Raw genomic sequence first — 21,279 nt, 5'->3', positions numbered from 1 at the left:
ATGGTAGCGATCCGCAAAAGCTTTGAAGAAGGGCACAGGCGCAAGTTTCTGGTGGTCGTGGACGACACACCGGAATGCGACCGTGCCATCATTTACGCCGCAAAACGCGCCGCCCGCACGGGCGGCGTGGTCACCCTGCTCTTCGTCATTGCCCCCGGCGATTTCCAGCACTGGCTGGGCGTCGAGGACATCATGCGCGCCGAGGCGCAGGAGGAGGCGGAGAAAACCCTCGCCAGGGCCGCTGGCCGGGCCCGGGCTGTCGCCCGCACCGAGCCGGAGCTGGTCATCCGCGAGGGCAACAAGTCTGACGAGATCGTCAAGTTGATCGAGTCCGACGACGACATCGCCATTCTGGTGCTGGCGGCCGGCATGAGTTCGGAAGGCCCCGGACCGCTGGTCACCTCAATCGCCGGCAAGGCGGCCGGCAATTTCCCGATCCCCGTCACCATCGTGCCGGGCAATCTGGGTGATGACGAGATCGCCGCCCTTGCATGAGGGCGGACGAAGCGCCAATTCTTCTGCCGGACGCGCGCGGATGTGCTTGACCTGTGGTCAAACGCACCTAAGTAGTTTATAAAGATTCCAATCTGGGGCGCGTCCGGCAAGCCGTTACCGCCAGTCGAAGAGACCTTGCCCCGACGATCGACTGAGGATCAGACCCATGTTCATCCAGACCGAGGCAACCCCGAATCCCTCGACCCTGAAGTTCCTGCCCGGCCGTGTCGTGCTGCCGGAAGGCACGCATGATTTCCGCTCGGCCCATGACGCTGCCGCCTCGCCACTGGCGCAGCGCCTGTTCGACGTGCCGGGCGTTTCGGCCGTGTTCTTCGGCCATGACTTCATCACCGTGACCAAGGACGACACCGACTGGCAGCACATGAAGCCGGCCATCCTGGGCGCGATCATGGAGCAGTTCATGTCCGGCCAGCCCGTGATGCAGATGGGCGGCAATACGGATGACGGCGTGGACGGCGAGGAGTTCTTCGACGCCGCCGACGAAGAGACCGTCACCGTGATCAAGGACCTGATCGAGACCCGCGTGCGCCCGGCTGTGGCACAGGACGGCGGCGACATCACCTTCAAGGGCTTCAAGGAAGGTATCGTCTACCTCTCCATGCGCGGCGCCTGCGCCGGCTGCCCTTCCTCCACCGCGACACTGAAGCACGGCATCCAGAACCTGCTGCGGCATTTCGTGCCCGAGGTCGAGGAAGTCCGCGCTCTGTAAGCCGGTTCACCGAAAGCTGCTCTCGACAAGCGGGGTTCGGACCACTACAGCAATCCGGATGCAGCAGCCGCTGCATCCGGATTTTCTTTAAGCCGCACCCCAGTCCGGTGCCGCTCCAGTAAGCCTTGCGGAGGCCGGGACAGCCGATGACCCGACTGCTTGCCATCGATACGGCCCAAGCCAATTGCGCGGTTGCCGTGCTAACGCTGACAGACGGCGGCGAAACGCTGGTGTCCCGCAGCGAGGCCATCGGCCGGGGCCATGCGGAAGCCTTGATGCCGATGATCGAGGCGGTGATGGGCGAAGCGGGCGTCACCTTTGCGGATATTGACCGGATCGCCGTCACCTGCGGTCCCGGCAGCTTTACCGGGCTGCGGGTCGGCCTGTCCGTTGCCCGCGGCTTTGCGCTGGTGCGGCAGATCCCGGCCATCGGCATTTCCGTTCTCGACGGCCTTGCCGCCGAGGCCCGGGCAGAGGCGGAAGGCCGGCCTGTTCTGGCCGTGCTGGAAGCCCGCGAAGACGAAATCTACGTAGCCTTTTATGATGAAACCGGTCATCCGGCTGGCGAGCCGGAGGTAGCCTTGCGGCACGATCTGGCCGCCCGCATCACGCCGGACATGGTGCTGACCGGTTCGGCAGCGCCCGCCCTTGCGCAGGCCTGCGGCCTTGCCGGGGTGAAGGTGCATGGCGCGGCCAGCGTGCCGGATATTGCCACGGTGGCGCGGCTGGGAGCGGCGGCACAGGCCAGCGGCCTGCCGCCGGTGCCGCTTTACCTGCGCCCGCCGGATGCCAAGCCGCAGCTCAAAGGGAGGATCGAGCGGATATGAGTTTCTGGTGGTTCTGGTCTGCCCCGCCCGTGATTGAGCCCGTCGAAGACGAGGATCTGCCGCGCCTTGCGGATATTCACGCCAAATCCTTTGCCCATGGCTGGGATGAAGACGAACTGGCCCGCCTGCGTTCGCAGGATGGTGTTCTGATGCTGCTTGCCCGCCGCGCCAGCCCCTATGGCACGCGTGCGCCTGTCGGTTTCGTCATCATGCGCCAGGTGGCCGATGAAGCGGAAGTGCTGACGCTGGCTGTCGATCCGCGCCAGCGCGGGCGCGGCGTTGCCCGCAGGCTGATGCAGGAAGCGATGTTCCGCCTTTATGGCGAGCGCTGCGCCAGTGTCTTTCTGGAGGTGGATGCCGCCAATGAAGCCGCCCTGCATCTTTACCGGAGCCTCCGGTTCCAGCAGGTGGGCGAGCGCAAGGGCTATTACCGGCAGAGCGAGAAAGACGGGACTGCGCTTGTCATGCGCGCCGATCTTGGCTAATCGCTCAAGACAGGGTTCAACGCGGAAGGAAGGGGTCAGGCATGTCCGGTGACCGGCAAAACTCGCTTGCCGATCAGTGCATCGCCAAAGGCATGCGCATGACGGAGCAGCGCCGCATCATCGCTTCCGTGATCGAGGAGGCGACGGACCATCCGGATGTGGAGGAACTCTACCGCCGTGCTTCCGCGCTCGATGCCCGCATTTCCATCTCCACCGTCTACCGCACCGTGAAGCTGTTCGAGGATGCCGGCATCATCGAACGGCACGATTTCCGCGACGGGCGCTCACGCTATGAGACCGTGCCGGACGAGCATCACGATCATCTGATCGACCTGCGCAACGGCACGGTGATCGAGTTCCGCAGCGAGGAAATCGAGGCGCTGCAGGAGTTGATTGCCAAGCGGCTCGGCTACCGGCTGGTGGACCACCGGCTGGAGCTTTACTGCGTGCCGCTGGCGCCCAAGGCCCCGGAGGGCGGCGATGCAGCAGAGTAAGGCGGTCTGCGTCATCTTTCTGCTGACAATCGTCTCCCTGATCCTCATTCCGCTGCAGTGGCTGGCGATGAAAGCCGGTCATCCGGTGCAGCGGCAGCTGCCGTATCTGTGGCACCGCATTGCCACAAGGCTTGTCGGCATCCGCATCACGCAGAAGGGCAAGCCCGCCACCCACCGGCCGCTGCTGATCGTCGCCAATCATGCGTCCTGGGTGGACATCACCGTTCTGGGCGCCGTGATGCCGCTGTCCTTCATCGCCAAGTCGGAGGTCGAGGGCTGGCCCATCCTCGGGCTTTTCGCCAAGCTTCAGCGCACGGTTTTCGTCAACCGCACCCGCCGGACCGAGACGGGGGCTGTCGCCAGCCAGATTGCCGGACGCATGGCCAGCGGCGATGCCATGGTGCTGTTTGCCGAAGGCACATCCAACGACGGCAACCGGGTTCTGCCTTTCCGCTCGGCCCTTCTGGGCGCAGCCACAAAGGCGCTGGAAAATGGCGCGCCGGTTGAGGTGCAGCCGCTGTCCATCGTCTATGCCCGCCAGCACGGCATTCCGCTGGACCGGCGCACCCGTGCGCGCATTGCCTGGTATGGCGACATGGAGCTGGGCGGCCACCTGTGGGGCGTGTTCTGCAATGGCGCCATCGATGTGGAGCTGACCTGGGGCGAGCCGGTTGAAGTGAGCCCCGGAACCGACCGCAAGGCCCTGACCGCGCGCCTTCACGCCGATGTGGAGCGCATGACCATTACCGGGCTGACGGGCCGCGAGCCGCTGGATCCGGAGGCCGGTGAGGCTGAAGTTCCGGCCAGCGAAGCAACACAATGACGCCTCGCCTATTCTCAACGGCGGTAAAAGCGGCTAAAGCTGGCGGAAATCGAGGGCGGCCTCTCCTGTGACGGCAAACCGTCACATGGCCCCTGTATATCTGATCTGCGCGAGCCCGCGTGATGGCATTGACCGTCCGGGCGCCGTGAGGAGCTCATGACCCAGCGTTCCAGTGAACTGCATCCGGCCAGCCCGGCCCAATCCCCTTCCACGGCCCATTCCCACACCAATGGCAGCCAGACGGCGGGCGGCGAAGGCTCTGACGAGGCTGTGGTCAGCCGGCGGGCGGAAGGCAGTGATCAGGACGGCATGAAGAAGGTCTTCGTGCGCACCTATGGCTGCCAGATGAATGTCTATGACAGCGACCGCATGGCCGACGTGCTGGGCCCGCAGGGCTACCGCACCACGGACAGCATGGATGACGCGGATCTGGTGATCCTCAACACCTGCCACATCCGCGAGAAGGCTGCCGAGAAGGTCTATTCCGAGCTTGGCCGCATCCGCAAGCTGAAGGACGAGCGCGGCCCCGGCGGCAAGCCACTGATGGTCGGCGTTGCCGGCTGCGTGGCGCAGGCGGAGGGGCAGGAAATCGCCCGCCGCGCGCCGGTGGTGGACATGGTCTTCGGCCCGCAGAGCTATCACCGGCTGCCGGATCTGATCGCCCGCGCCTCGCGCGGGGAAAGCGTGGTCGAAACCGAATTCGAGATCGAGGACAAGTTCGAGCACCTGTCGAAGGAAGCGGCAAAGCCGGGCCTGAAGCGGGCGCCTTCTGCATTCCTGACCGTGCAGGAAGGCTGCGACAAGTTCTGCACCTTCTGCGTCGTGCCCTATACGCGCGGCTCGGAAGTGTCGCGCCCGCTGGCCCAGATCCTGCGCGAGGCGGAACAGATGGCCGCACAGGGCGTGCGCGAGGTGACGCTGCTGGGCCAGAACGTCAACGCCTGGCATGGCGATGGCCCGGACGGAAAGCCCCTCGGCCTTGGCTATCTGCTGCGGCGCCTTTCCGAGATTCCGGGGCTCGACCGGCTGCGTTACACCACCAGCCATCCGCGTGACATGGATGACGAGCTGATCGCCGCGCACCGGGACCTCAAGGAACTGATGCCCTATCTGCATCTGCCGGTGCAGTCGGGCTCCGACCGGATTCTGGCGGCGATGAACCGCCGCCATACGCGCGAGGATTATTTCCGCCTGATCGACAGCATCCGCGAAGCGGCGCCGGGTCTGGCGCTTTCGGGTGATTTCATCGTCGGCTTCCCCGGCGAGACGGATCAGGACTTTGCGGACACGCTGGATCTGGTGCGGCGCGTGGAATATGCCGCCTGCTTCTCCTTCAAATACAGCCAGCGCCCCGGCACGCCGGGGGCAACCATGGCAGATCAGGTGCCGGAGGACGTGAAGACCGCCCGGCTGCTCGAGCTGCAGGGGCTGCTCGCCGATCAGCAGCGCGCCTTCAACCGGTCCCGCGTCGGCATGCGGATGGACGTGCTGTTCGAGAAGGTTGGGCGCATGCCCGGCCAGATCACCGGCAAGTCCCCCTGGCTGCAGCCGGTGCAGGTGGACGGGCCGCAGGATCTGATCGGCACAATCCAAACCGTGGAAATTTACGACACGGGCTCCAATTCGCTGTTCGGGCGGCTGATTGCAGGGCACACTGATGCTCAGCTCAGTTCCACGAGCCCTGCCAAGGAGGCGGCCATTGACGCGTGACAGCCAGACAACGCTTCGTAAGCCCTCTGACCGGGGAGCAGTCCCCGCCTCTGACATGACCCACATTGTCCTTGCGTTCGAAGACAACAGGCTGATTGGTGACCTTTTCGGCCAGTTTGACCAGAACCTCGCCCTGATCGAGCAGCGCCTTGGCGTCGATGCCATCGCCCGCGGCAATCAGGTGACGCTGAAGGGCAAGCACCGCCAGTGCGTGCAGGCACGCCACGCCCTCGAATCACTTTACCAGCGCCTGCAGCAGGGCCACGAAATCCACCCGGCCGACGTGGAAGGCGCGCTGCGCATGGCGGTGGCCGCCGATGCCCAGCTGCCGCTGCCGACGCTGGAGCCGCGCTCGCGCCTTTCCTTCGCGCAGATCTCGACCCGCAAGAAGACCGTTGTCGCCCGCACGGCAGCACAGGACGCCTATATCCGCTCCATGGACCGCGCCGATCTGATTTTCGGCACCGGCCCTGCCGGTACGGGCAAGACCTTCCTTGCGGTGGCCTATGCCGCTGCCCTGATCGAGCGCGGTGATGCCTCGCGGCTGATCCTCTCCCGCCCGGCCGTGGAAGCGGGCGAGCGCCTCGGCTTCCTGCCGGGTGACATGAAGGAGAAGGTCGATCCCTATCTGCGCCCGCTCTATGACGCGCTCTACGAGATGATGCCGCCGGAAAAGGTCGATCGCGGCCTGCAGTCCGGCATGATCGAAGTGGCGCCGCTCGCCTTCATGCGCGGGCGCACGCTCTCCAATGCCGTCGTGCTGCTGGATGAGGCGCAGAACACCACGACGATGCAGATGAAGATGTTCCTCACCCGTCTGGGCGAGAACTCCAAGATGATCGTCACCGGCGACCCCAGCCAGATCGACTTGCCCATGGGCCAGAAGTCGGGCCTGCGCGAGGCGCTGGAACTGCTGCCGGACATCGAGGGTGTTGCCCACGTGCAGTTCACCGATGTGGACGTGGTGCGCCACGAGCTGGTGGCCCGCATCGTGCGTGCCTATGACGACGCCAGCCGCGAAGAGCTGCAGGAGCGGGAGCGCCGGCATGCCCTGCGCGCTGCCGCCGCGCAGCAGCAGGAGTAAGCCCTGTGGCCCCTGCCTCTGCGGCCGCCAGCGGCCTGCCGGAAGATTTCCTGCTGGACCTCAGCATCGAATGTGATGGCTGGCCGGAAGAAGACGAACTGGAGGCCCTGAGCCTGCGCGCTGCGGAAGCCGCCTTCCGTATTGGCGGGCTCAAGGCCATGCCCGGCTCCGAACTGTCGCTCCTTTTCGTCGATGATGCGCGCATCCGCGAGCTCAACGCCGAGTGGCGGAACAAGGACAAGGCCACGAATGTTCTCTCCTTCCCGGGCGGGGAAGAGATGAACGGGCTTTACGGCCCTCTGCTTGGTGATATCGTATTCGCGCTGGAAACAGTCTCGAAGGAGGCTGAAGAGCAGGCTATTTCGTTTCAGGATCATTTTTTGCATCTTGTAGTGCACGGACTCCTTCACCTTTTCGGGTATGATCACCAGATGGAGGCCGAAGCCGAAGAGATGGAAGATCTGGAGCGGCGGATCCTTGCCAGCATGGGCATTGCCGACCCTTATGCGGATGCGCCGCTTGTGGCGGACGACCCGCAGGAGCCCTGACCCCGCAAGGGTGACAGCAGGGACAACGAACGAATGGACAGATGACAGTTTCTGACAGTGGCAGTATCGCAACGCCTGCGGCCAGTCCGGCTTCCGTGCCGGTTCAGGAAGACGGCGCCGACCCACGACTATCCGGGCCCCGAAAACCGGGGCCTCTGGCCCGGATTGCCGGGCGCCTGGCACGGCTGCGGCGCAGCAGCGCGTCGAGCCTGCGGGAAAATCTCCAGGATGAACTGGCCCGCGAACTGGTTGAAGGCGGGGATACGGCGTTTTCGCCGGAAGAGCGGCTGCTGCTCGGCAACATCCTTCGCCTACGCGAGCTGCGCGTCGATGACGTGATGGTCCCCCGCGCGGATATCGAGGCGGTGGATGACAGCGTGACGCTGGGCCGCCTCATGGAGGTGTTCCGCGAGAATGGCCACTCCCGCATGCCAATCTATCATGAGAGCCTTGATGACCCGCGCGGCATGGTTCACATCAAGGACCTCATGGCCTTCATCGCCCGTCTTGCCACGCCGTCGTCCGAGGCCGGGGCCGCAAAAGACACCGATTTGCCAGCGAAGAATTCCGCCCTCGATCTGACCTCGGTCGATCTGACGCTGACGCTCGCCGAAACCGGGCTGCTGCGGCCGCTTCTGTTTGTGCCTCCCTCCATGCCGGCAACCGACCTGATGGCCAAGATGCAGGCGAGCCGCGTGCAGATGGCGCTGGTCATCGATGAATACGGTGGCACGGATGGCCTCGTCTCGCTGGAGGATATCGTCGAGACAGTCGTCGGCGATATCGAGGACGAGCACGACGAGGACGAAGAGGCAATGCTTCAGCCGGCCGGGGACGGCGTCTGGATTGCCGATCCCCGCATTCCGCTGGAAGAACTGTCCGAACAGCTGGGCACCGACTTCAACGCTGGGGAAATGGCCGAGGAAGTGGACACGCTGGGCGGCCTGCTGTTCACCCTGCTCGGCCGGGTGCCGGTGCGCGGCGAGCTGATCGCCCCCAAGGAGGTCACCGGCTACGAATTCGAGGTGCTGGATGCGGACCCGCGCCGGATCAAGCGCCTCAGAGTGCGCAAGCGCCGGGTGGAAGTTCGCACGGGCGACCAGCGGCGGCGGCCCAAGCGCGACGATAAGACAGCAGGCACGGAGCCTCCGGCCACGTAAATGCCAAGGCTTTGAAACGCCGGCTCATGATGCCTTCAGGTTGCCCGGGCGCCGCGCGGGCTTGCCAGCTCAAAGGCTGCTCCCGGAGGCTTGACCTGCGCTCTGACGCCTCCCACATGCTGCAGGCCGTAAGCGGCGGAGAAATATGACAATGCCCTTCCTGCCAGACCTGATACGGCGCGCCGCCAGCCCCTTCCTTCTGGCGCACGGCAAGAGACGGTGGCTTCTGGCCTTTGCCGCAGGCGCAGCGTCGGTTCTGGCCCTGCCGCCGTTCAACATTCTCCCCGTGCTCTTTGTCACCCTGCCGGCTCTCGTGTGGCTGATCGACGGTGCGGCGGGCGCAAAGGACAGCGTTCCCCCCGGACGGCGGATGCGGGCCGGCTTTGCCATTGGCTGGTGCTTCGGCTTTGGCTATTTCCTTGCCGGCCTGTGGTGGATCGGCAGCGCCTTTCTGGTGGAAGCCGAGCAATATGCCTGGATGCTGCCCTTTGCCATTGCGGGTCTTCCGGCCGGGCTGGCGCTGTTTCAAGCAGCGGCCATTGCACTGGCCACCCGCTTCTGGCCCGAACATGCGGGCCGCATGCTGCTGCTTGCGGGGCTTCTGGCCATTTCGGACTGGCTCCGCGGCCATATCCTGACCGGATTTCCCTGGAACAGCTTTGGCTACAGTGTGTCCGGCAGCCTCGCCCTGTCCCAGAGCGCCAGTCTCATCGGCATCTACGGGCTGAGCGCCCTTGTCATCGCCTGTGCAACCGCACCGGCGGCCCTTGCCGATACCGGGCGCCGCAACTGGCTGCCGCTGGGCCTGAGCCTGGCACTGCTCGCCGGGCTGTGGGGCTGGGGCACGGCAAGGCTTGCAGAACCAGCCGTGCTGGCGCAGCCTCCGGCCGTCATCCGCATAATACAACCCAATATCGCGCAAAAAGAGAAATGGCTTCCCGAGAATAAAGTTTCGATTTTCAGAAGCTATCTTGGGTTGAGCCGATCTGCCAGAAATGATGAAATGGCCGACGCCACGCGCACGGTCTTTGTCTGGCCCGAATCTGCATTTCCTTTTCTTCTGACAAGTTCTCCTGAAGCTTTATCCGAGATAGATTCTCTTCTGGAGCCGCATCAGACACTTGTTACAGGCGCAATCCGCGCCGAAAGAGGACCTGACGAAACAAAATATTACAACAGCATCTACGTCATTGGCGATGGCAGCGAGATTCTGGATGCCTATGACAAGGTGCGGCTCGTGCCCTTCGGAGAGTATCTCCCCCTGTCGGAGCTGCTCGAACGGCTGGGTATCCGCAAGCTGGTCAATGCCCCTGGCGCCTTCACCGCCGGCTACGCACCCCGCGTCATGGCGACGGGCGGACTGCCCCCCTTTCTGCCCCTGATCTGCTACGAGGCGATCTTTCCGCAAATGGCGTCAGAGGCCGGAAACCGGCCGGAGTGGCTGCTCAATGTCACCAATGATGCCTGGTTCGGCGATACGGCAGGACCCTATCAGCATCTGGCGCAAGCCCGGTTCCGGGCCATTGAGCAGGGATTACCCCTTGTCAGATCTGCCAATACAGGTATATCAGCTTTTGTCGATCCATATGGCCGGGTAACAGGGTCCCTTGCCCTCAACCGGTCCGGCGTGATTGACGCACACCTCACCGCACCGTTGCCGGCAACGCTTTATGCCCGGTATGGCGATGCGGGACTGGCCGGACTCCTGATCATTTTTACTACATTTTTTACTTTAGCGAGCCTCAACCTGCCTTCGCGTCATAATTGATATTGAATGAGAGAGTCCGTCAGCATAGTGTAGTACAACCGCAGCTTCCGGAGGAGCAGTGGAAACCGCGAAACAGAGGACCGGCAGTGGGTGGTCCGGTCCGCACCCGAAGCGCCAGGATGGCAGCTCAACGTGTGTTTCGTGTTCTTGAAAACCCGCGTGCACCTTCTGGCCGGAGGACACGCTGAACCGAAAGATGAGGGCAATGCCCAGCAAGAAAGCACCTAACCCGATCGACGTGCATGTCGGCAGCCGCGTCCGTCTGCGCCGCATGATGCTTGGCATGAGCCAGGAGAAGCTCGGTGAGAGCCTCGGCATCACGTTCCAGCAGATCCAGAAATACGAAAAAGGCACCAACCGCATCGGTGCCTCGCGCCTGCAGCACATCTCGACCGTGCTCAAGGTGCCGGTTGCCTTCTTCTTCGAGGACGCCCCCGGTTCGCCGGACGACTTCGAAGGCTTTGGCGAGTCGCAGCCGACCTCCTATGTGGTCGACTTCCTCTCCTCCTCCGAAGGCCTGTCCCTGAACAAGGCCTTTGTGCGGATCGAGGACCCCAAGGTGCGCCGCAAGATCGTCGATCTGGTCCGCGCGCTTGCCGGCGACGAGGCCTGACACAAAGCTTTGAAGATGCTGCTACATCTTACCTCGAAAATGCTGAGACAGCATAAGGGTTTGATTACGCTCCGGTGATATAGGCTCACCGGGATGCAGCGTCAGATGATCTTCAACGGCGAGGGAACTTGACGCTCGCTGGCCAATCTGCTTCATCACTTGACTTGGCGGCGGAGAAATTCCGCCGCCATGTTCATATTTTCCCAGAAGGACGTTCGGCTATGGCCCGTCAGGACTATCTCTTCACCTCCGAGTCCGTCTCGGAAGGTCATCCCGACAAGGTGTGCGACCGCATTTCCGATGCCGTCGTTGACGCTTACCTGCGTGAAATGCCCGAGGCACGCGTTGCCTGCGAGACCCTTGCAACCACGAACCGCATCGTGATTGCCGGTGAAACCCGTGGCCCTGCGACCATCACCAAGGATTACGTGGCCCATCTGGCGCGTCTGGCCGTCAAGGATATCGGCTACGCCCAGGAAGGCTTCCACTGGGAAAACTGCGACATCTCCGTGTACCTGCACGCCCAGTCCGCCCATATCGCTCAGGGCGTTGACGCCGGCGACAACAAGGACGAAGGCGCAGGCGACCAGGGCATCATGTTCGGCTATGCCTGCCGCGAGACGCCGGAGCTGATGCCCGCGCCGATCTACTACTCCCACAAGATTCTCCGCCTGCTCGCCGAAGCCCGCAAGTCGGGCCGCGAGCCAGTGCTGGGGCCTGATGCCAAGAGCCAGGTGACCGTCCGCTACAAGGGCGGCGTTCCGGTTGGCGTCAGCTCCATCGTGCTGTCGACCCAGCATCTCGATGCCACGCTCACCTCGCGCGATGTGCGCACCATCGTCGAGCCCTACATCCGCAGCGCCCTGCCGGATGGCTGGATCGACGAGCAGACCGCATGGCACGTGAACCCGACCGGCGCCTTCGTCATCGGCGGTCCGGACGGCGACTGCGGCCTGACCGGCCGCAAGATCATCGTGGACACCTACGGCGGTGCAGCGCCCCATGGCGGCGGCGCCTTCTCCGGCAAGGACCCGACCAAGGTGGACCGTTCGGCCGCCTATGCCGCGCGCTACCTCGCCAAGAACGTCGTGGCCGCCGACCTTGCCGACCGCTGCACCATCCAGCTGTCCTACGCCATCGGCGTGTCCGAGCCGCTGTCGGTCTATGTCGACCTGCATGGCACCGGCCGCTGCGATGAAGCCAGACTCGAAAAGGGCCTGCGCGACATCATGAGCCTCACCCCGCGCGGCATCCGCCAGCACCTGAAGCTCAATGCCCCGATCTATGAGCGCACCGCCGCTTACGGCCACTTCGGCCGTGCGCCGGAAGCCGATGGCGGCTTCTCCTGGGAAGCCACCGATCTGGTGGGCGCGCTCAAGGGCTTTGCCGGCTGAGGCAGCCCGTCTTCATGAACCGGAGCGCCGGCTGCCCGATGGCGGCCGGCGTTTCCTATCCGGGGGCGCGTTTCCTGAAGCGCCCAGCCATTCGTTTGACCGCATGGACCCATGACTGATTTCTACGACGGTTCCTTCTATGGACGGCGCAAGGGCAAGCCGCTGACGCCGCGCCAGAGCACGCTGATGGAAACGGACATGCCGCGCCTGCGGCTGGATCCGTCCGTTCCCGCGCCTGCGGATCTTGCCAGCCTGTTTGAAGCGCCCGTGCGCGAAGTCTGGCTGGAAGTGGGCTTCGGCGGCGGCGAGCATCTGCTGCACCGGGCCCGCGAGAATCCGGATGTCGGCATCATCGGTATCGAACCTTTCAGCACTTCCATGGGCAAGGCGCTGGTCGAGGTGGTGGATGGCGGGCTGAAGAATGTCCGCCTTTATGACGACGATGCGGTGCAGATCCTTGACTGGCTGCCGGAGGCAAGCCTGTCCCTTGCCTATCAGCTCTATCCGGACCCCTGGCACAAGAAGCGCCACTGGAAGCGCCGGTTCATCAGCCCGAAGAACCTCGACCGCTACGCCCGCGCCCTGCGTCCGGGATCGCAATTCCGCTTTGCCAGCGACATCGACACCTATGTGGACTGGACCCTGCGCCACACCCGTGACCACGAAGCCTTTGAATGGACGGCCGAAACGGCTGATGACTGGCGCCAGCCCTGGGCCGGCTGGCCGGGCACGCGCTATGAGGCCAAGGCGCTCAGGGAAGGCCGCGTGCCGCGCTATCTGACCTTCCTGCGGCGCTGAGCCCGCAGAAGGAGCATCTGCCGGAGGGCGGCATCCGGGCTTTGCCCTTGCTTTTCCGGCAGACTTGCGTATAAAGGCACCATTCATCTTCTCTAGCGGCTCGATCGGAGCAGTATGAGAGTGGGCCCCGCGAAGGACCCGCTCTTTTTTGTTTAGGCCGGTCGTGATGCTGGCGGAATGGACAGCCGGGAGATCCCGGCGCCGGACCGCCCCCGGACAGGAGACACGCATTGAGTTTGCAAGAGCCCCGTATCGTCATCGAAGACGGCCTTGATGCCCGCGTTGCCGCCATCGTGGAACCGGTGATCGCCGACCTTGGCTACCGGCTGGTGCGCGTGAAGATCAGCGCCGCAAACGGCTGCACCCTGCAGATCATGGCCGAGCGGCCCGACGGCACGATGACCGTGGATGACTGCGAAGAAATCAGCCGCGCCGTTTCGCCCGCCCTCGACGTGGACGATCCGATCAACCGCGCCTATCATCTGGAAGTCTCCTCGCCAGGCATCGACCGCCCGCTGGTGCGCGAGAGCGATTTCGTCCGCTGGTCCGGCCACGAGGCGAAGGTCGAAATGTCGGTGCCGCAGGATGGCCGCAAGCGTTTCCGCGGCGTCATCACCGGCGTTGAAGGCGGGGCTGCCGTGCTGCGTCTTTCCGACGCGCCGGAAGGCACGCCGAACCCGGTTCTGCTGCCGCTTGGCGAGATCGGCGAAGCCCGGCTGGTGCTGACCGACGATCTGATCCGCGCCGCGCTCAAGGCCGAAAAGGCTGCCCTTGCCGCCCGCGGCATCGATGCCGATGACCTTGACGACGAGGACACGGAATTCGAATACGAGCACGATAACGACGACGACGAAGATGATGACGGGGACGGCTCCGGCTCCTCCGGAGACCGGGCCAACTGAGGCCTGCCCCTTTTCAACGCTTTGAGACAAGCGCGCGGAGAACAGGCGCGCAAGAGGAGTGAACGAGAATGGCTATCAGCGCGAACCGGCTGGAACTGCTCCAGATCGCCGATGCGGTTGCCCGGGAAAAGACGATTGACCGGGGCATCGTGATCGCTGCCATGGAGGACGCCATCCAGAAGGCGGCCCGTTCCCGTTACGGCACCGAGACGGAAGTGCGCGCAGAGATCAATCCGAAGACCGGTGAGATCCGTCTGCAGCGCCTGCTCCAGGTGGTCGAGACGGTGGAGAATTTCTCCACCGAGATCGCGCTCGAGGATGCCAAGCAGCGCAACCCGGAAGCCACGATCGGCGACTATATCGCCGAGCCGCTGCCGCCGCTCGACTTCGGCCGCATTGCCGCCCAGTCCGCCAAGCAGGTGATCGTGCAGAAAGTGCGCGAGGCCGAGCGTGACCGTCAGTTCGACGAGTTCAAGGACCGTATCGGCGAAGTGGTCAACGGCACGGTCAAGCGCGCCGAATATGGCAACGTCATCGTCGACCTTGGCCGCGGTGAAGGCATCGTCCGCCGTGACGAGCTGATCCCGCGCGAACTGTTCCGCACCGGTGACCGCATCCGTGCCTATATCTACGACGTGCGCCGCGAACAGCGCGGCCCGCAGATCTTCCTGTCGCGCACCCATCCGCAATTCATGGCGAAACTCTTTGCGCAGGAGGTCCCGGAGATCTATGATGGCGTCATCGAGATCAAGGCCGTGGCCCGTGACCCGGGTTCGCGTGCCAAGATCGCCGTCATTTCCAAGGACAGCTCCATCGACCCGGTCGGCGCCTGCGTCGGCATGCGCGGTTCGCGTGTTCAGGCCGTTGTGGGCGAGCTTCAGGGCGAGAAGATCGACATCATTCCGTGGAACCCGGATGAGGCGACCTTCATCGTCAACGCCCTGCAGCCGGCGGAAGTCGCCAAGGTCGTGGTGGACGAGGATGCCGAGCGCATCGAGGTCGTGGTGCCGGACGAGCAGCTGTCGCTGGCCATTGGCCGCCGCGGCCAGAACGTGCGCCTGGCTTCGCAGCTGACCGGCTGGGCCATCGACATCATGACCGAGCAGGAAGAAAGCGAGCGGCGCCAGAAGGAATTCCAGGAGCGCTCCACCCTGTTCATGGAATGCCTCAACGTGGACGAGATGGTTGGCCAGCTGCTGGCGACCGAAGGCTTCACGTCGGTTGAGGAAGTGGCCTATGTCGATCTCGAGGAAATCTCGATGATCGAAGGCTTCGATGATGACACCGCCGAGGAAATCCAGGCCCGTGCCCGTGATTACCTCGCCGAGCTGGAAGCCAAGCAGGACGAGGAGCGCCGCGCTCTGGGTGTTGCCGACGAGCTGCGCCAGATCGATGGCCTGACCACCGCGATGCTGGTTGCCCTGGGCAAGGAAGGCATCAAGACGATCGAGGATCTGGCGGGTTGCGCCGCCGATGATCTGGTAGGCTGGACCGAGCGCAAGGACGGCGAGACCAAGCGTTTCGACGGCGCCCTGTCGTCCTTCGCGGTGTCGCGCACCGATGCCGAGGGCATGGTCATGGCTGCACGCCTTGCGGCAGGCTGGATCACCGAGGAAGAGCTTGCGGCCCACATGGGCACCTTCGAGGAAGAGGCGGAAGACGGCGAAGAAGAAGACGCCGGCGAGACCGCCTGACGCAAAAGGCTTCCGGGGCGGTTTCGCCGGGAAGCGCATCCGCAGGACGGGCAGGGGCACAGCGCCGGCGCCCGCCTTGCGGGATGAACGGGAACCAGAACCTGCCTGCGGCCTTGTGTGAGGCGCAGGCGGGCGGAAGGAATGGAGGCCCACCGGGTGCCGAGGAAGAACGAGCCGCTGGAACGGCAATGTGCGCTCTCGCGGGCGGTCTTGCCGGTTTCGGAGCTGATGCGCTTCGTTCTGGACCCGGAAGGGCAGGTCGTGCCGGACCTCAAGCGCCAGTTGCCAGGCCGCGGGGTCTGGATCACGGCAAAGCGTGAGGCCGTCGAGACGGCCGTGAAAAAGCGTGTCTTTGCCAAGGCCTTCAAGGCAGAGGTGAAGGCGGAGCCCGGACTGGCGGATCTTATCGATACGCTGCTCGTCAAGGGCGCGCTGTCCGCACTGTCCCTGTGCCGCAAGGCCGGGGAACTGGTGACCGGGTTTTCCAAGGTCGAGGCCGCGTTGCGGCGCGATCCGGTGATCGCCCTCATTCATGCCTCGGATGCATCCGGGGACGGGATTCGAAAGCTCGCGGCAGCCGCTGCGAGCCAGACAGAGCTGGCAAGCGGCCGTCCGGTCGTCCGTTTGTTCGATTCGACTCAATTGGATTTGGCATTGGGTCGCACTAATGTGATACATGCTGCACTGCTCGCTGGCCGGGCGAGCGAAGGCTTCCTTGAACGTGTGCGTCAACTGGAGGCTTTCCGGGCAGGTTCCGTCACGTATGAACGCTGTGGCGCGGACAGTGCGGTAGCGCAGGACTGAAGGCAAATATGAACGATACGAAGAATCCAGGCGACAAGACGATCAACGTCGAGCGGAAGACCCTCGGCCTCAAGCGGGGCGGCGTCGAACAGGGAACTGTTCGCCAGAGCTTCTCCCATGGCCGGTCGAAGGCTGTCGTCGTGGAAAAGAAGAAACGCCGGGTGGTGGTTCCCGGCCAGGAAGGGCGCCCCGAGGGCGAGGCCCCGGCAGCAGCATCTGCGCCGGCCGAGCGTCCGCGTGAGGCAGCTCCTGCCCCCGCACAGGCCCAGTCCCCGGCGCCCCAGCGCCAGCAGCAGCCCCAGAATCAGAACCAGGGCGGCGACCGCAATCAGCAGCAGCGCCGTGGGCCGCAGCAGCAGAACCGCGGCCAGCAGCAGCGCCCCGGTGGCGGTGCCGTGCTCCGCTCCCTGACCCAGGAAGAGGCAGCCGCCCGTGCCGCCGCCCTCAAGCTTGCGCAGCAGCGCGAGATCGAGGAGCGCAAGCGCGCCGAAGAGGAAGCCATCCGCCGGGCCGAGGAAGAGGCGGTCCGCCGCGTTGAGGAAGAAGCCCGCCGCAAGGTCGAGGAAGAAGAGCGCGCACGCCGCGAGGCCGAAGAGGCCGAGCGCCGCGCAGCCGAGCCGGAAGTTCAGCCTGAGCCGGTGAAGCCGGCGGCTGCAGCGCCCGCTCCCGCTGCCCGTGCTGAAGCCCCTGCCGCGCGCAAGCCCGAAGCAACGGCTGCCCCCGAGCGTCCGCGCCCGGCCGCCGGCCGCACTGCCGAGGAAGAAGCCGAGGAAGAGCGCAAGAACGGCCTCAGAACCGTCAAGCGCCCGAAGGCTCCGGCAGCTCCGGTTGCCAAGCGCAGCACCGGCGATGACCGCCGCCGTTCCAAGCTGACCATTTCTGCCGCGACCGGCGGGTCGGACGAGCAGCGTTCGCGCTCGCTTGCCTCCCTGCGCCGCCGCCGTGAAAAGGAAAAGCGTGGCGGCATGCAGGCTGTGCGCGAGAAGATCTCGCGTGAAGTCATCCTGCCGGAAGTCATCACCATCCAGGAACTCGCCAACCGTATGGCCGAGCGTTCCGTGGACGTGATCAAGCTGCTGATGAAGCAGGGCCAGATGCTGAAGATCAACGACGTGATCGACGCAGACACGGCCGAACTGATCGCTTCCGAACTGGGCCACACGGTCAAGCGCGTCTCCGAAGCGGACGTGGAGGACGGCCTGTTCTCCGCAGCCGACGAGGAAGGCACGCTGATCTCGCGTCCGCCGGTCGTCACGATCATGGGTCACGTTGACCACGGCAAGACCTCGCTGCTGGATGCGATCCGCAATTCCAAGGTGGTGACGGGCGAAGCCGGTGGCATCACCCAGCACATCGGCGCCTATCAGGTCGAGAAGAATGGTCAGAAGATCACCTTCATCGATACGCCGGGCCACGCCGCCTTCACGCAGATGCGTGCCCGTGGCGCCAAGGCGACCGATATCGTCGTGCTGGTGGTGGCTGCCGATGACGGCGTCATGCCGCAGACCAAGGAAGCGATTTCGCATGCCAAGGCTGCCGGTGTGCCGATCATCGTTGCCATCAACAAGATCGACAAGCCGGCCGCTGACCCGAACCGCGTGCGCACCGAACTGCTCCATGACGAGATCGTCGTGGAATCCATGGGCGGTGACACCATCGACGTGGAAGTTTCGGCCAAGACCGGCCTGAACCTCGACCGCCTGCTGGAAATGATCCTGCTGCAGTCGGAAGTTCTGGAACTGCGCGCCAACCCGGAGCGCACCGCCGAAGGTCTCGTCATCGAAGCCCAGCTCGACAAGGGCCGTGGTCCGGTGGCGACCGTTCTGGTGCAGAAGGGCACCCTGCGCGTTGGTGACATTCTTGTCGCCGGCGGCGAGTGGGGCAAGGTCCGCGCCATGCTGGACGAGGACGGCAACCAGGTGAAGGAGGCAGGTCCCTCCAAGCCGGTCGAAATCCTCGGCTTCCAGGGCACGCCGGACGCCGGTGACCAGGTCGCCGTGGTCGAGAACGAGGCCCGTGCCCGCGAGATCGTGGACTACCGTCAGCGTCAGAAGCGCGAGAAGCTGTCCGTGCTGAAGGCCGGTTCGCGCGGCTCGCTGGAGCAGATGATGAGCCGTCTGCAGAGCGGCGGCCGCAAGGACTTCCCGCTGGTGGTCAAGGCGGACGTGCAGGGTTCGGCGGAAGCCATCGCCCATGCGCTGGAGAAGCTCGGCAACGACGAAGTCGGCGCCCGCATCCTCCTGTCCGGCGTTGGCGGCATCACCGAGAGCGACGTCACGCTGGCGACCGCCTCGAATGCCTCGATCATCGCGTTCAACGTGCGCGCCAACAAGCAGGCCCGTGAAGCGGCCGAGCGTGAAGGCATCGAGATCCGCTACTACAACATCATCTACGACCTCGTGGATGACGTGAAGGCGGCGATGTCCGGCATGCTGGCACCCGAGCGGCGCGAAACCTTCATCGGTTATGCCGAGATCCGCGAGATCTTCGACATCACCAAGGTGGGCAAGGTGGCAGGCTGCCTTGTCACGGAAGGTATCGTCGAGCGCGGCGCCGAAGTCCGTCTCATCCGCGACAACGTCGTGGTGCACGAAGGTAAGCTGGGCACGCTCAAGCGCTTCAAGGATGACGTCAAGTCTGTCGAATCCGGTCAGGAATGCGGCATGAACTTCGTCAACTTCCAGGACATGCGCGTCGGCGATGTCATCGAGTGCTTCCGCGTCGAGCAGATCGCCCGCACGCTGTAAGGCAAGCGCCAGGCCCGGCGGCATCCGCCGGGCATCGAGCCAGATGAAATGCTGGCAGGATTGCACGCCGGCGCGAGGAGCTTCCTTTGCGCCGGCGGTTTGTTTTCGCAGGGCACCGGCCGTCCCCGGTGGGCCTGTTTGAGTGGATGACCCAATGGCCAGAACATCAGGAGAGGGCGCCGGCATGCCCTCGCAGCGCCAGCTTCGCGTCGGCGAAATCGTGCGCAAGGAACTGTCGGAAATCCTTACCCGCGGCCAGCTGTCCGACCCGGACCTGGACGGGGTGATCATCACCATCCCGGAAGTGCGGATGACGCCGGATCTGCGTTTGGCCACCTGCCTGATCATGCCGCTGGGCGGCCAGAACGGCGACAAGGTGGTGAAGGCGCTGAACCGCAGCGCCAAGTACTTCCGCGGCCAGGTGTCCCGCCGCATGACCATGAAATTCATGCCGGACCTGCGCTTTATCCTCGACACCCGCTTTGACGATGACGACCGCATTGGCGCGCTGCTGCACACACCCGATGTGAAGCGCGACATTGCAGACGGCGATGACGAAGACGGTGATGAGCGCGTGGATTGAACCGCGCCCTTGGGTCCATCCGGAATTTCAGGAAACAAACATGTCCCGTCCGCAGAAGCAGCGCCGCCCGCGCAACGCCATTGACGGCTGGCTGGTGCTCGACAAGCCCTATGGCCTGACCTCCAATGACGCCCTGTCGCGCCTGAAGCGCATCCTGCATCCGGAAAAGGTGGGCCATGCCGGCACGCTGGACCCGCGTGCCTCCGGTTGCCTGCCGATTGCCTTTGGCGAAGCGACCAAGACCGTGCCCATGGTGATGAACGGGCGCAAGATCTACCGCTTTGAAGTCACCTGGGGCGCGGAAACCAATACGGATGACACCGAAGGCGAGGTCATCGCCACCTCGGATCTGCGCCCGGATGCTGCCGCGATCGGCGCCGTGCTGCCGGAATTCACCGGCACCATCCTGCAGGTGCCGCCGAAATTCTCGGCCATCAAGGTGGACGGCGAGCGCGCCTATGATCTTGCCCGCGACGGCGAGGACGTGGAGCTGGAAGCCCGGCCCATCGACGTGCACCGCCTGACGCTGGTGGACATGCCGGACGCGGACCGCGCCGTCTTCGAGGCAGAATGCGGCAAGGGCACCTATGTCCGGGCTCTGGCGCGCGACCTTGGCCGCCGCCTTGGCACCTGCGGCCATGTCACCGAGCTGCGCCGCCTGCTCGTCGGGCCTTTTGGCGAGGCGGACATGGTGACGCTGGAGGAGCTGAGCGAAGCTGCCGAAGAGGCGGAAGGCAATGTGGAGGCCCTGATGGACTTCCTGCTGCCGGTGCGAGAGGCGCTGGAGGACCTGCCGGAAGTGCCGGTCAGCAGCGACGATGCCGCCCGCATCCGCCAGGGCATGGCAGTGCTGCTGCGCGGGCGCAATGCGCCGCTGTCCTGCGATCTGGCCTTCGCCAGCCATGGCGGCACGCCGGTGGCGCTCGGCTTCATCGACAAGGGCCGGTTCCAGCCTTCGCGCATTCTTCACCTTTAGGAACGGCGGGGCGCGGCCTTTCAAGATTCTTCTGGAATTTGCAGGCCGTCTCCGTCATATTCCCGCGCAATCGGGCCAATGATGGCCCCGATCCCTTCTGCCCGACCTTTGCTGGACGACATCCCGGCCCTGGCTGAACGGCAGGAGCGGCACACGGCGGCCACGCGCCGCCAATATATAGCTGGCCCGGCCAGCTTCATCCCATGAAAGGACATACCGATGTCGATCACTGCAGAGCGCAAGGCGCAGCTCATCAAGGAATATGGCATCAAGGAAGGTGACACCGGTTCTCCGGAAGTGCAGGTCGCCGTTCTGACCGAACGGATCAACAACCTGACCGAACACTTCAAGGGGCACGGCAAGGACAACCATTCCCGCCGTGGCCTGCTGAAGATGGTGGCCCTGCGCCGTTCCCTGCTCGACTACCTGAACCGCAAGGACGAAGGGCGTTACAAGACGCTGATCGGCCGCCTCGGGATCCGTCGCTAAGGATAACAAGGAAACGCGGTGGGTGGATTTGCCCGCCGCGTTTGCTTATAGGAAGTCTCATGACAGTCATGGGGCAGGATCGCCGGATGCTCTCCCGGAAGTGCCAAGGGGCACGGGAAGCGTCTTGCCGTCTTGCCCATGATCTGTCCCCGGTA

21 protein-coding genes are annotated in these 21,279 nt (G+C 64.4%); all 21 read left to right on the top strand.

All coding sequences use genetic code 11. The features are described from left to right. The 21 genes from AC0CMF_RS13165 to rpsO all read left to right on the top strand — a co-directional run bounded on the left by AC0CMF_RS13165 (position 1) and on the right by rpsO (position 21,124). Positions 1-495 (top strand): universal stress protein, encoded by a 495-nt coding sequence (locus AC0CMF_RS13165; protein WP_019963771.1) that lies wholly within the window; start codon positions 1-3, stop codon positions 493-495. 166 nt (positions 496-661) lie between these two features. Beyond that, positions 662-1,225: a NifU family protein gene (locus AC0CMF_RS13160; protein ID WP_050473461.1), complete on the top strand. Its 564-nt coding sequence runs from the start codon at positions 662-664 to the stop codon at positions 1,223-1,225. Positions 1,226-1,371: 146 nt separating this feature from the next. Next, positions 1,372-2,052, top strand: a complete 681-nt coding sequence (gene tsaB, locus AC0CMF_RS13155; RefSeq protein ID WP_058898250.1) for a tRNA (adenosine(37)-N6)-threonylcarbamoyltransferase complex dimerization subunit type 1 TsaB — start codon at positions 1,372-1,374, stop codon at positions 2,050-2,052. Then, a complete protein-coding gene (gene rimI / locus AC0CMF_RS13150; protein WP_050473464.1) occupies positions 2,049-2,537 on the top strand; it encodes a ribosomal protein S18-alanine N-acetyltransferase in 489 nt (162 codons plus the stop codon). Before tsaB ends, rimI begins: the two co-directional genes overlap by 4 nt. 41 nt (positions 2,538-2,578) lie before the next feature. Beyond that, a complete protein-coding gene (locus tag AC0CMF_RS13145; protein WP_050473465.1) occupies positions 2,579-3,031 on the top strand; it encodes a Fur family transcriptional regulator in 453 nt (150 codons plus the stop codon). Next, positions 3,018-3,854, top strand: a complete 837-nt coding sequence (gene olsA, locus AC0CMF_RS13140; protein ID WP_058898249.1) for a lyso-ornithine lipid O-acyltransferase — start codon at positions 3,018-3,020, stop codon at positions 3,852-3,854. The genes AC0CMF_RS13145 and olsA overlap by 14 nt, the downstream gene beginning before the upstream one ends. Positions 3,855-4,163: 309 nt before the next feature. Next, complete coding sequence (gene miaB, locus AC0CMF_RS13135) at positions 4,164-5,564, top strand: tRNA (N6-isopentenyl adenosine(37)-C2)-methylthiotransferase MiaB (RefSeq protein ID WP_167665887.1); 1,401 nt, start codon at positions 4,164-4,166, stop codon at positions 5,562-5,564. Positions 5,565-5,619: 55 nt separating this feature from the next. Continuing rightward, positions 5,620-6,648: a PhoH family protein gene (locus AC0CMF_RS13130; protein ID WP_050473467.1), complete on the top strand. Its 1,029-nt coding sequence runs from the start codon at positions 5,620-5,622 to the stop codon at positions 6,646-6,648. A gap of 5 nt (positions 6,649-6,653) precedes the next feature. After that, positions 6,654-7,196 (top strand): rRNA maturation RNase YbeY, encoded by a 543-nt coding sequence (ybeY, locus tag AC0CMF_RS13125; RefSeq protein WP_082675879.1) that lies wholly within the window; start codon positions 6,654-6,656, stop codon positions 7,194-7,196. 41 nt (positions 7,197-7,237) lie between these two features. Next, positions 7,238-8,356, top strand: a complete 1,119-nt coding sequence (locus AC0CMF_RS13120) for a transporter associated domain-containing protein (RefSeq protein ID WP_374630028.1) — start codon at positions 7,238-7,240, stop codon at positions 8,354-8,356. Between the two features lie 151 nt (positions 8,357-8,507). Continuing rightward, positions 8,508-10,124: an apolipoprotein N-acyltransferase gene (lnt, locus tag AC0CMF_RS13115; RefSeq protein ID WP_472481900.1), complete on the top strand. Its 1,617-nt coding sequence runs from the start codon at positions 8,508-8,510 to the stop codon at positions 10,122-10,124. 205 nt (positions 10,125-10,329) lie between these two features. Continuing rightward, positions 10,330-10,737 carry a helix-turn-helix domain-containing protein gene (locus AC0CMF_RS13110; protein ID WP_019963782.1) on the top strand — a complete coding sequence of 136 codons (408 nt, stop codon included), beginning with the start codon at positions 10,330-10,332 and terminating at the stop codon, positions 10,735-10,737. A 221-nt stretch (positions 10,738-10,958) separates the two neighbouring features. Continuing rightward, entirely contained in the window at positions 10,959-12,131 is a 1,173-nt protein-coding gene (gene metK, locus AC0CMF_RS13105; RefSeq protein ID WP_050473470.1) for a methionine adenosyltransferase, read from the top strand. A gap of 111 nt (positions 12,132-12,242) precedes the next feature. Next, complete coding sequence (gene trmB / locus AC0CMF_RS13100) at positions 12,243-12,929, top strand: tRNA (guanosine(46)-N7)-methyltransferase TrmB (RefSeq protein WP_050473471.1); 687 nt, start codon at positions 12,243-12,245, stop codon at positions 12,927-12,929. A 230-nt stretch (positions 12,930-13,159) separates the two neighbouring features. Beyond that, the gene (gene rimP / locus AC0CMF_RS13095) at positions 13,160-13,831 is read left to right on the top strand and encodes a ribosome maturation factor RimP (RefSeq protein ID WP_082205983.1); all 672 of its coding nucleotides are present in this window, start codon (positions 13,160-13,162) and stop codon (positions 13,829-13,831) included. 68 nt (positions 13,832-13,899) lie between these two features. Continuing rightward, positions 13,900-15,525: a transcription termination factor NusA gene (gene nusA / locus AC0CMF_RS13090; protein ID WP_058898246.1), complete on the top strand. Its 1,626-nt coding sequence runs from the start codon at positions 13,900-13,902 to the stop codon at positions 15,523-15,525. 141 nt (positions 15,526-15,666) lie between these two features. After that, a complete protein-coding gene (locus tag AC0CMF_RS13085) occupies positions 15,667-16,329 on the top strand; it encodes an RNA-binding protein (RefSeq protein WP_472481897.1) in 663 nt (220 codons plus the stop codon). An 8-nt stretch (positions 16,330-16,337) separates the two neighbouring features. After that, positions 16,338-19,076, top strand: coding sequence for a translation initiation factor IF-2 (gene infB, locus AC0CMF_RS13080; protein WP_374630026.1), 2,739 nt, complete (start codon positions 16,338-16,340; stop codon positions 19,074-19,076). 154 nt (positions 19,077-19,230) lie between these two features. Next, positions 19,231-19,659 carry a 30S ribosome-binding factor RbfA gene (rbfA, locus tag AC0CMF_RS13075; RefSeq protein WP_374630025.1) on the top strand — a complete coding sequence of 143 codons (429 nt, stop codon included), beginning with the start codon at positions 19,231-19,233 and terminating at the stop codon, positions 19,657-19,659. Between the two features lie 40 nt (positions 19,660-19,699). Then, positions 19,700-20,635 (top strand): tRNA pseudouridine(55) synthase TruB, encoded by a 936-nt coding sequence (gene truB, locus AC0CMF_RS13070; protein ID WP_374630024.1) that lies wholly within the window; start codon positions 19,700-19,702, stop codon positions 20,633-20,635. A gap of 219 nt (positions 20,636-20,854) precedes the next feature. Next, positions 20,855-21,124, top strand: a complete 270-nt coding sequence (gene rpsO, locus AC0CMF_RS13065; RefSeq protein ID WP_050473478.1) for a 30S ribosomal protein S15 — start codon at positions 20,855-20,857, stop codon at positions 21,122-21,124. Positions 21,125-21,279: the final 155 nt, after the last annotated feature.

The sequence above is a fragment of the Pannonibacter sp. CBAS1226 genome, assembly GCF_055685825.1.
This window is presented reverse-complemented; position numbering and strand designations above follow the sequence as displayed.

What these genes read in the sequence shown, in the direction of transcription:
- AC0CMF_RS13165 (WP_019963771.1), top strand. Translation starts at nt 1, where the DNA reads ATGGTAGCGATCCGCAAAAGCTTTGAAGAAGGGCACAGGCGCAAGTTT.
- AC0CMF_RS13160 (WP_050473461.1), top strand. Translation starts at nt 662, where the DNA reads ATGTTCATCCAGACCGAGGCAACCCCGAATCCCTCGACCCTGAAGTTC.
- tsaB (WP_058898250.1), top strand. Translation starts at nt 1,372, where the DNA reads ATGACCCGACTGCTTGCCATCGATACGGCCCAAGCCAATTGCGCGGTT.
- rimI (WP_050473464.1), top strand. Translation starts at nt 2,049, where the DNA reads ATGAGTTTCTGGTGGTTCTGGTCTGCCCCGCCCGTGATTGAGCCCGTC.
- AC0CMF_RS13145 (WP_050473465.1), top strand. Translation starts at nt 2,579, where the DNA reads ATGTCCGGTGACCGGCAAAACTCGCTTGCCGATCAGTGCATCGCCAAA.
- olsA (WP_058898249.1), top strand. Translation starts at nt 3,018, where the DNA reads ATGCAGCAGAGTAAGGCGGTCTGCGTCATCTTTCTGCTGACAATCGTC.
- miaB (WP_167665887.1), top strand. Translation starts at nt 4,164, where the DNA reads ATGAAGAAGGTCTTCGTGCGCACCTATGGCTGCCAGATGAATGTCTAT.
- AC0CMF_RS13130 (WP_050473467.1), top strand. Translation starts at nt 5,620, where the DNA reads ATGACCCACATTGTCCTTGCGTTCGAAGACAACAGGCTGATTGGTGAC.
- AC0CMF_RS13120 (WP_374630028.1), top strand. Translation starts at nt 7,238, where the DNA reads ATGACAGTTTCTGACAGTGGCAGTATCGCAACGCCTGCGGCCAGTCCG.
- lnt (WP_472481900.1), top strand. Translation starts at nt 8,508, where the DNA reads ATGCCCTTCCTGCCAGACCTGATACGGCGCGCCGCCAGCCCCTTCCTT.
- AC0CMF_RS13110 (WP_019963782.1), top strand. Translation starts at nt 10,330, where the DNA reads ATGCCCAGCAAGAAAGCACCTAACCCGATCGACGTGCATGTCGGCAGC.
- metK (WP_050473470.1), top strand. Translation starts at nt 10,959, where the DNA reads ATGGCCCGTCAGGACTATCTCTTCACCTCCGAGTCCGTCTCGGAAGGT.
- trmB (WP_050473471.1), top strand. Translation starts at nt 12,243, where the DNA reads ATGACTGATTTCTACGACGGTTCCTTCTATGGACGGCGCAAGGGCAAG.
- nusA (WP_058898246.1), top strand. Translation starts at nt 13,900, where the DNA reads ATGGCTATCAGCGCGAACCGGCTGGAACTGCTCCAGATCGCCGATGCG.
- AC0CMF_RS13085 (WP_472481897.1), top strand. Translation starts at nt 15,667, where the DNA reads ATGGAGGCCCACCGGGTGCCGAGGAAGAACGAGCCGCTGGAACGGCAA.
- infB (WP_374630026.1), top strand. Translation starts at nt 16,338, where the DNA reads ATGAACGATACGAAGAATCCAGGCGACAAGACGATCAACGTCGAGCGG.
- rbfA (WP_374630025.1), top strand. Translation starts at nt 19,231, where the DNA reads ATGGCCAGAACATCAGGAGAGGGCGCCGGCATGCCCTCGCAGCGCCAG.
- truB (WP_374630024.1), top strand. Translation starts at nt 19,700, where the DNA reads ATGTCCCGTCCGCAGAAGCAGCGCCGCCCGCGCAACGCCATTGACGGC.
- rpsO (WP_050473478.1), top strand. Translation starts at nt 20,855, where the DNA reads ATGTCGATCACTGCAGAGCGCAAGGCGCAGCTCATCAAGGAATATGGC.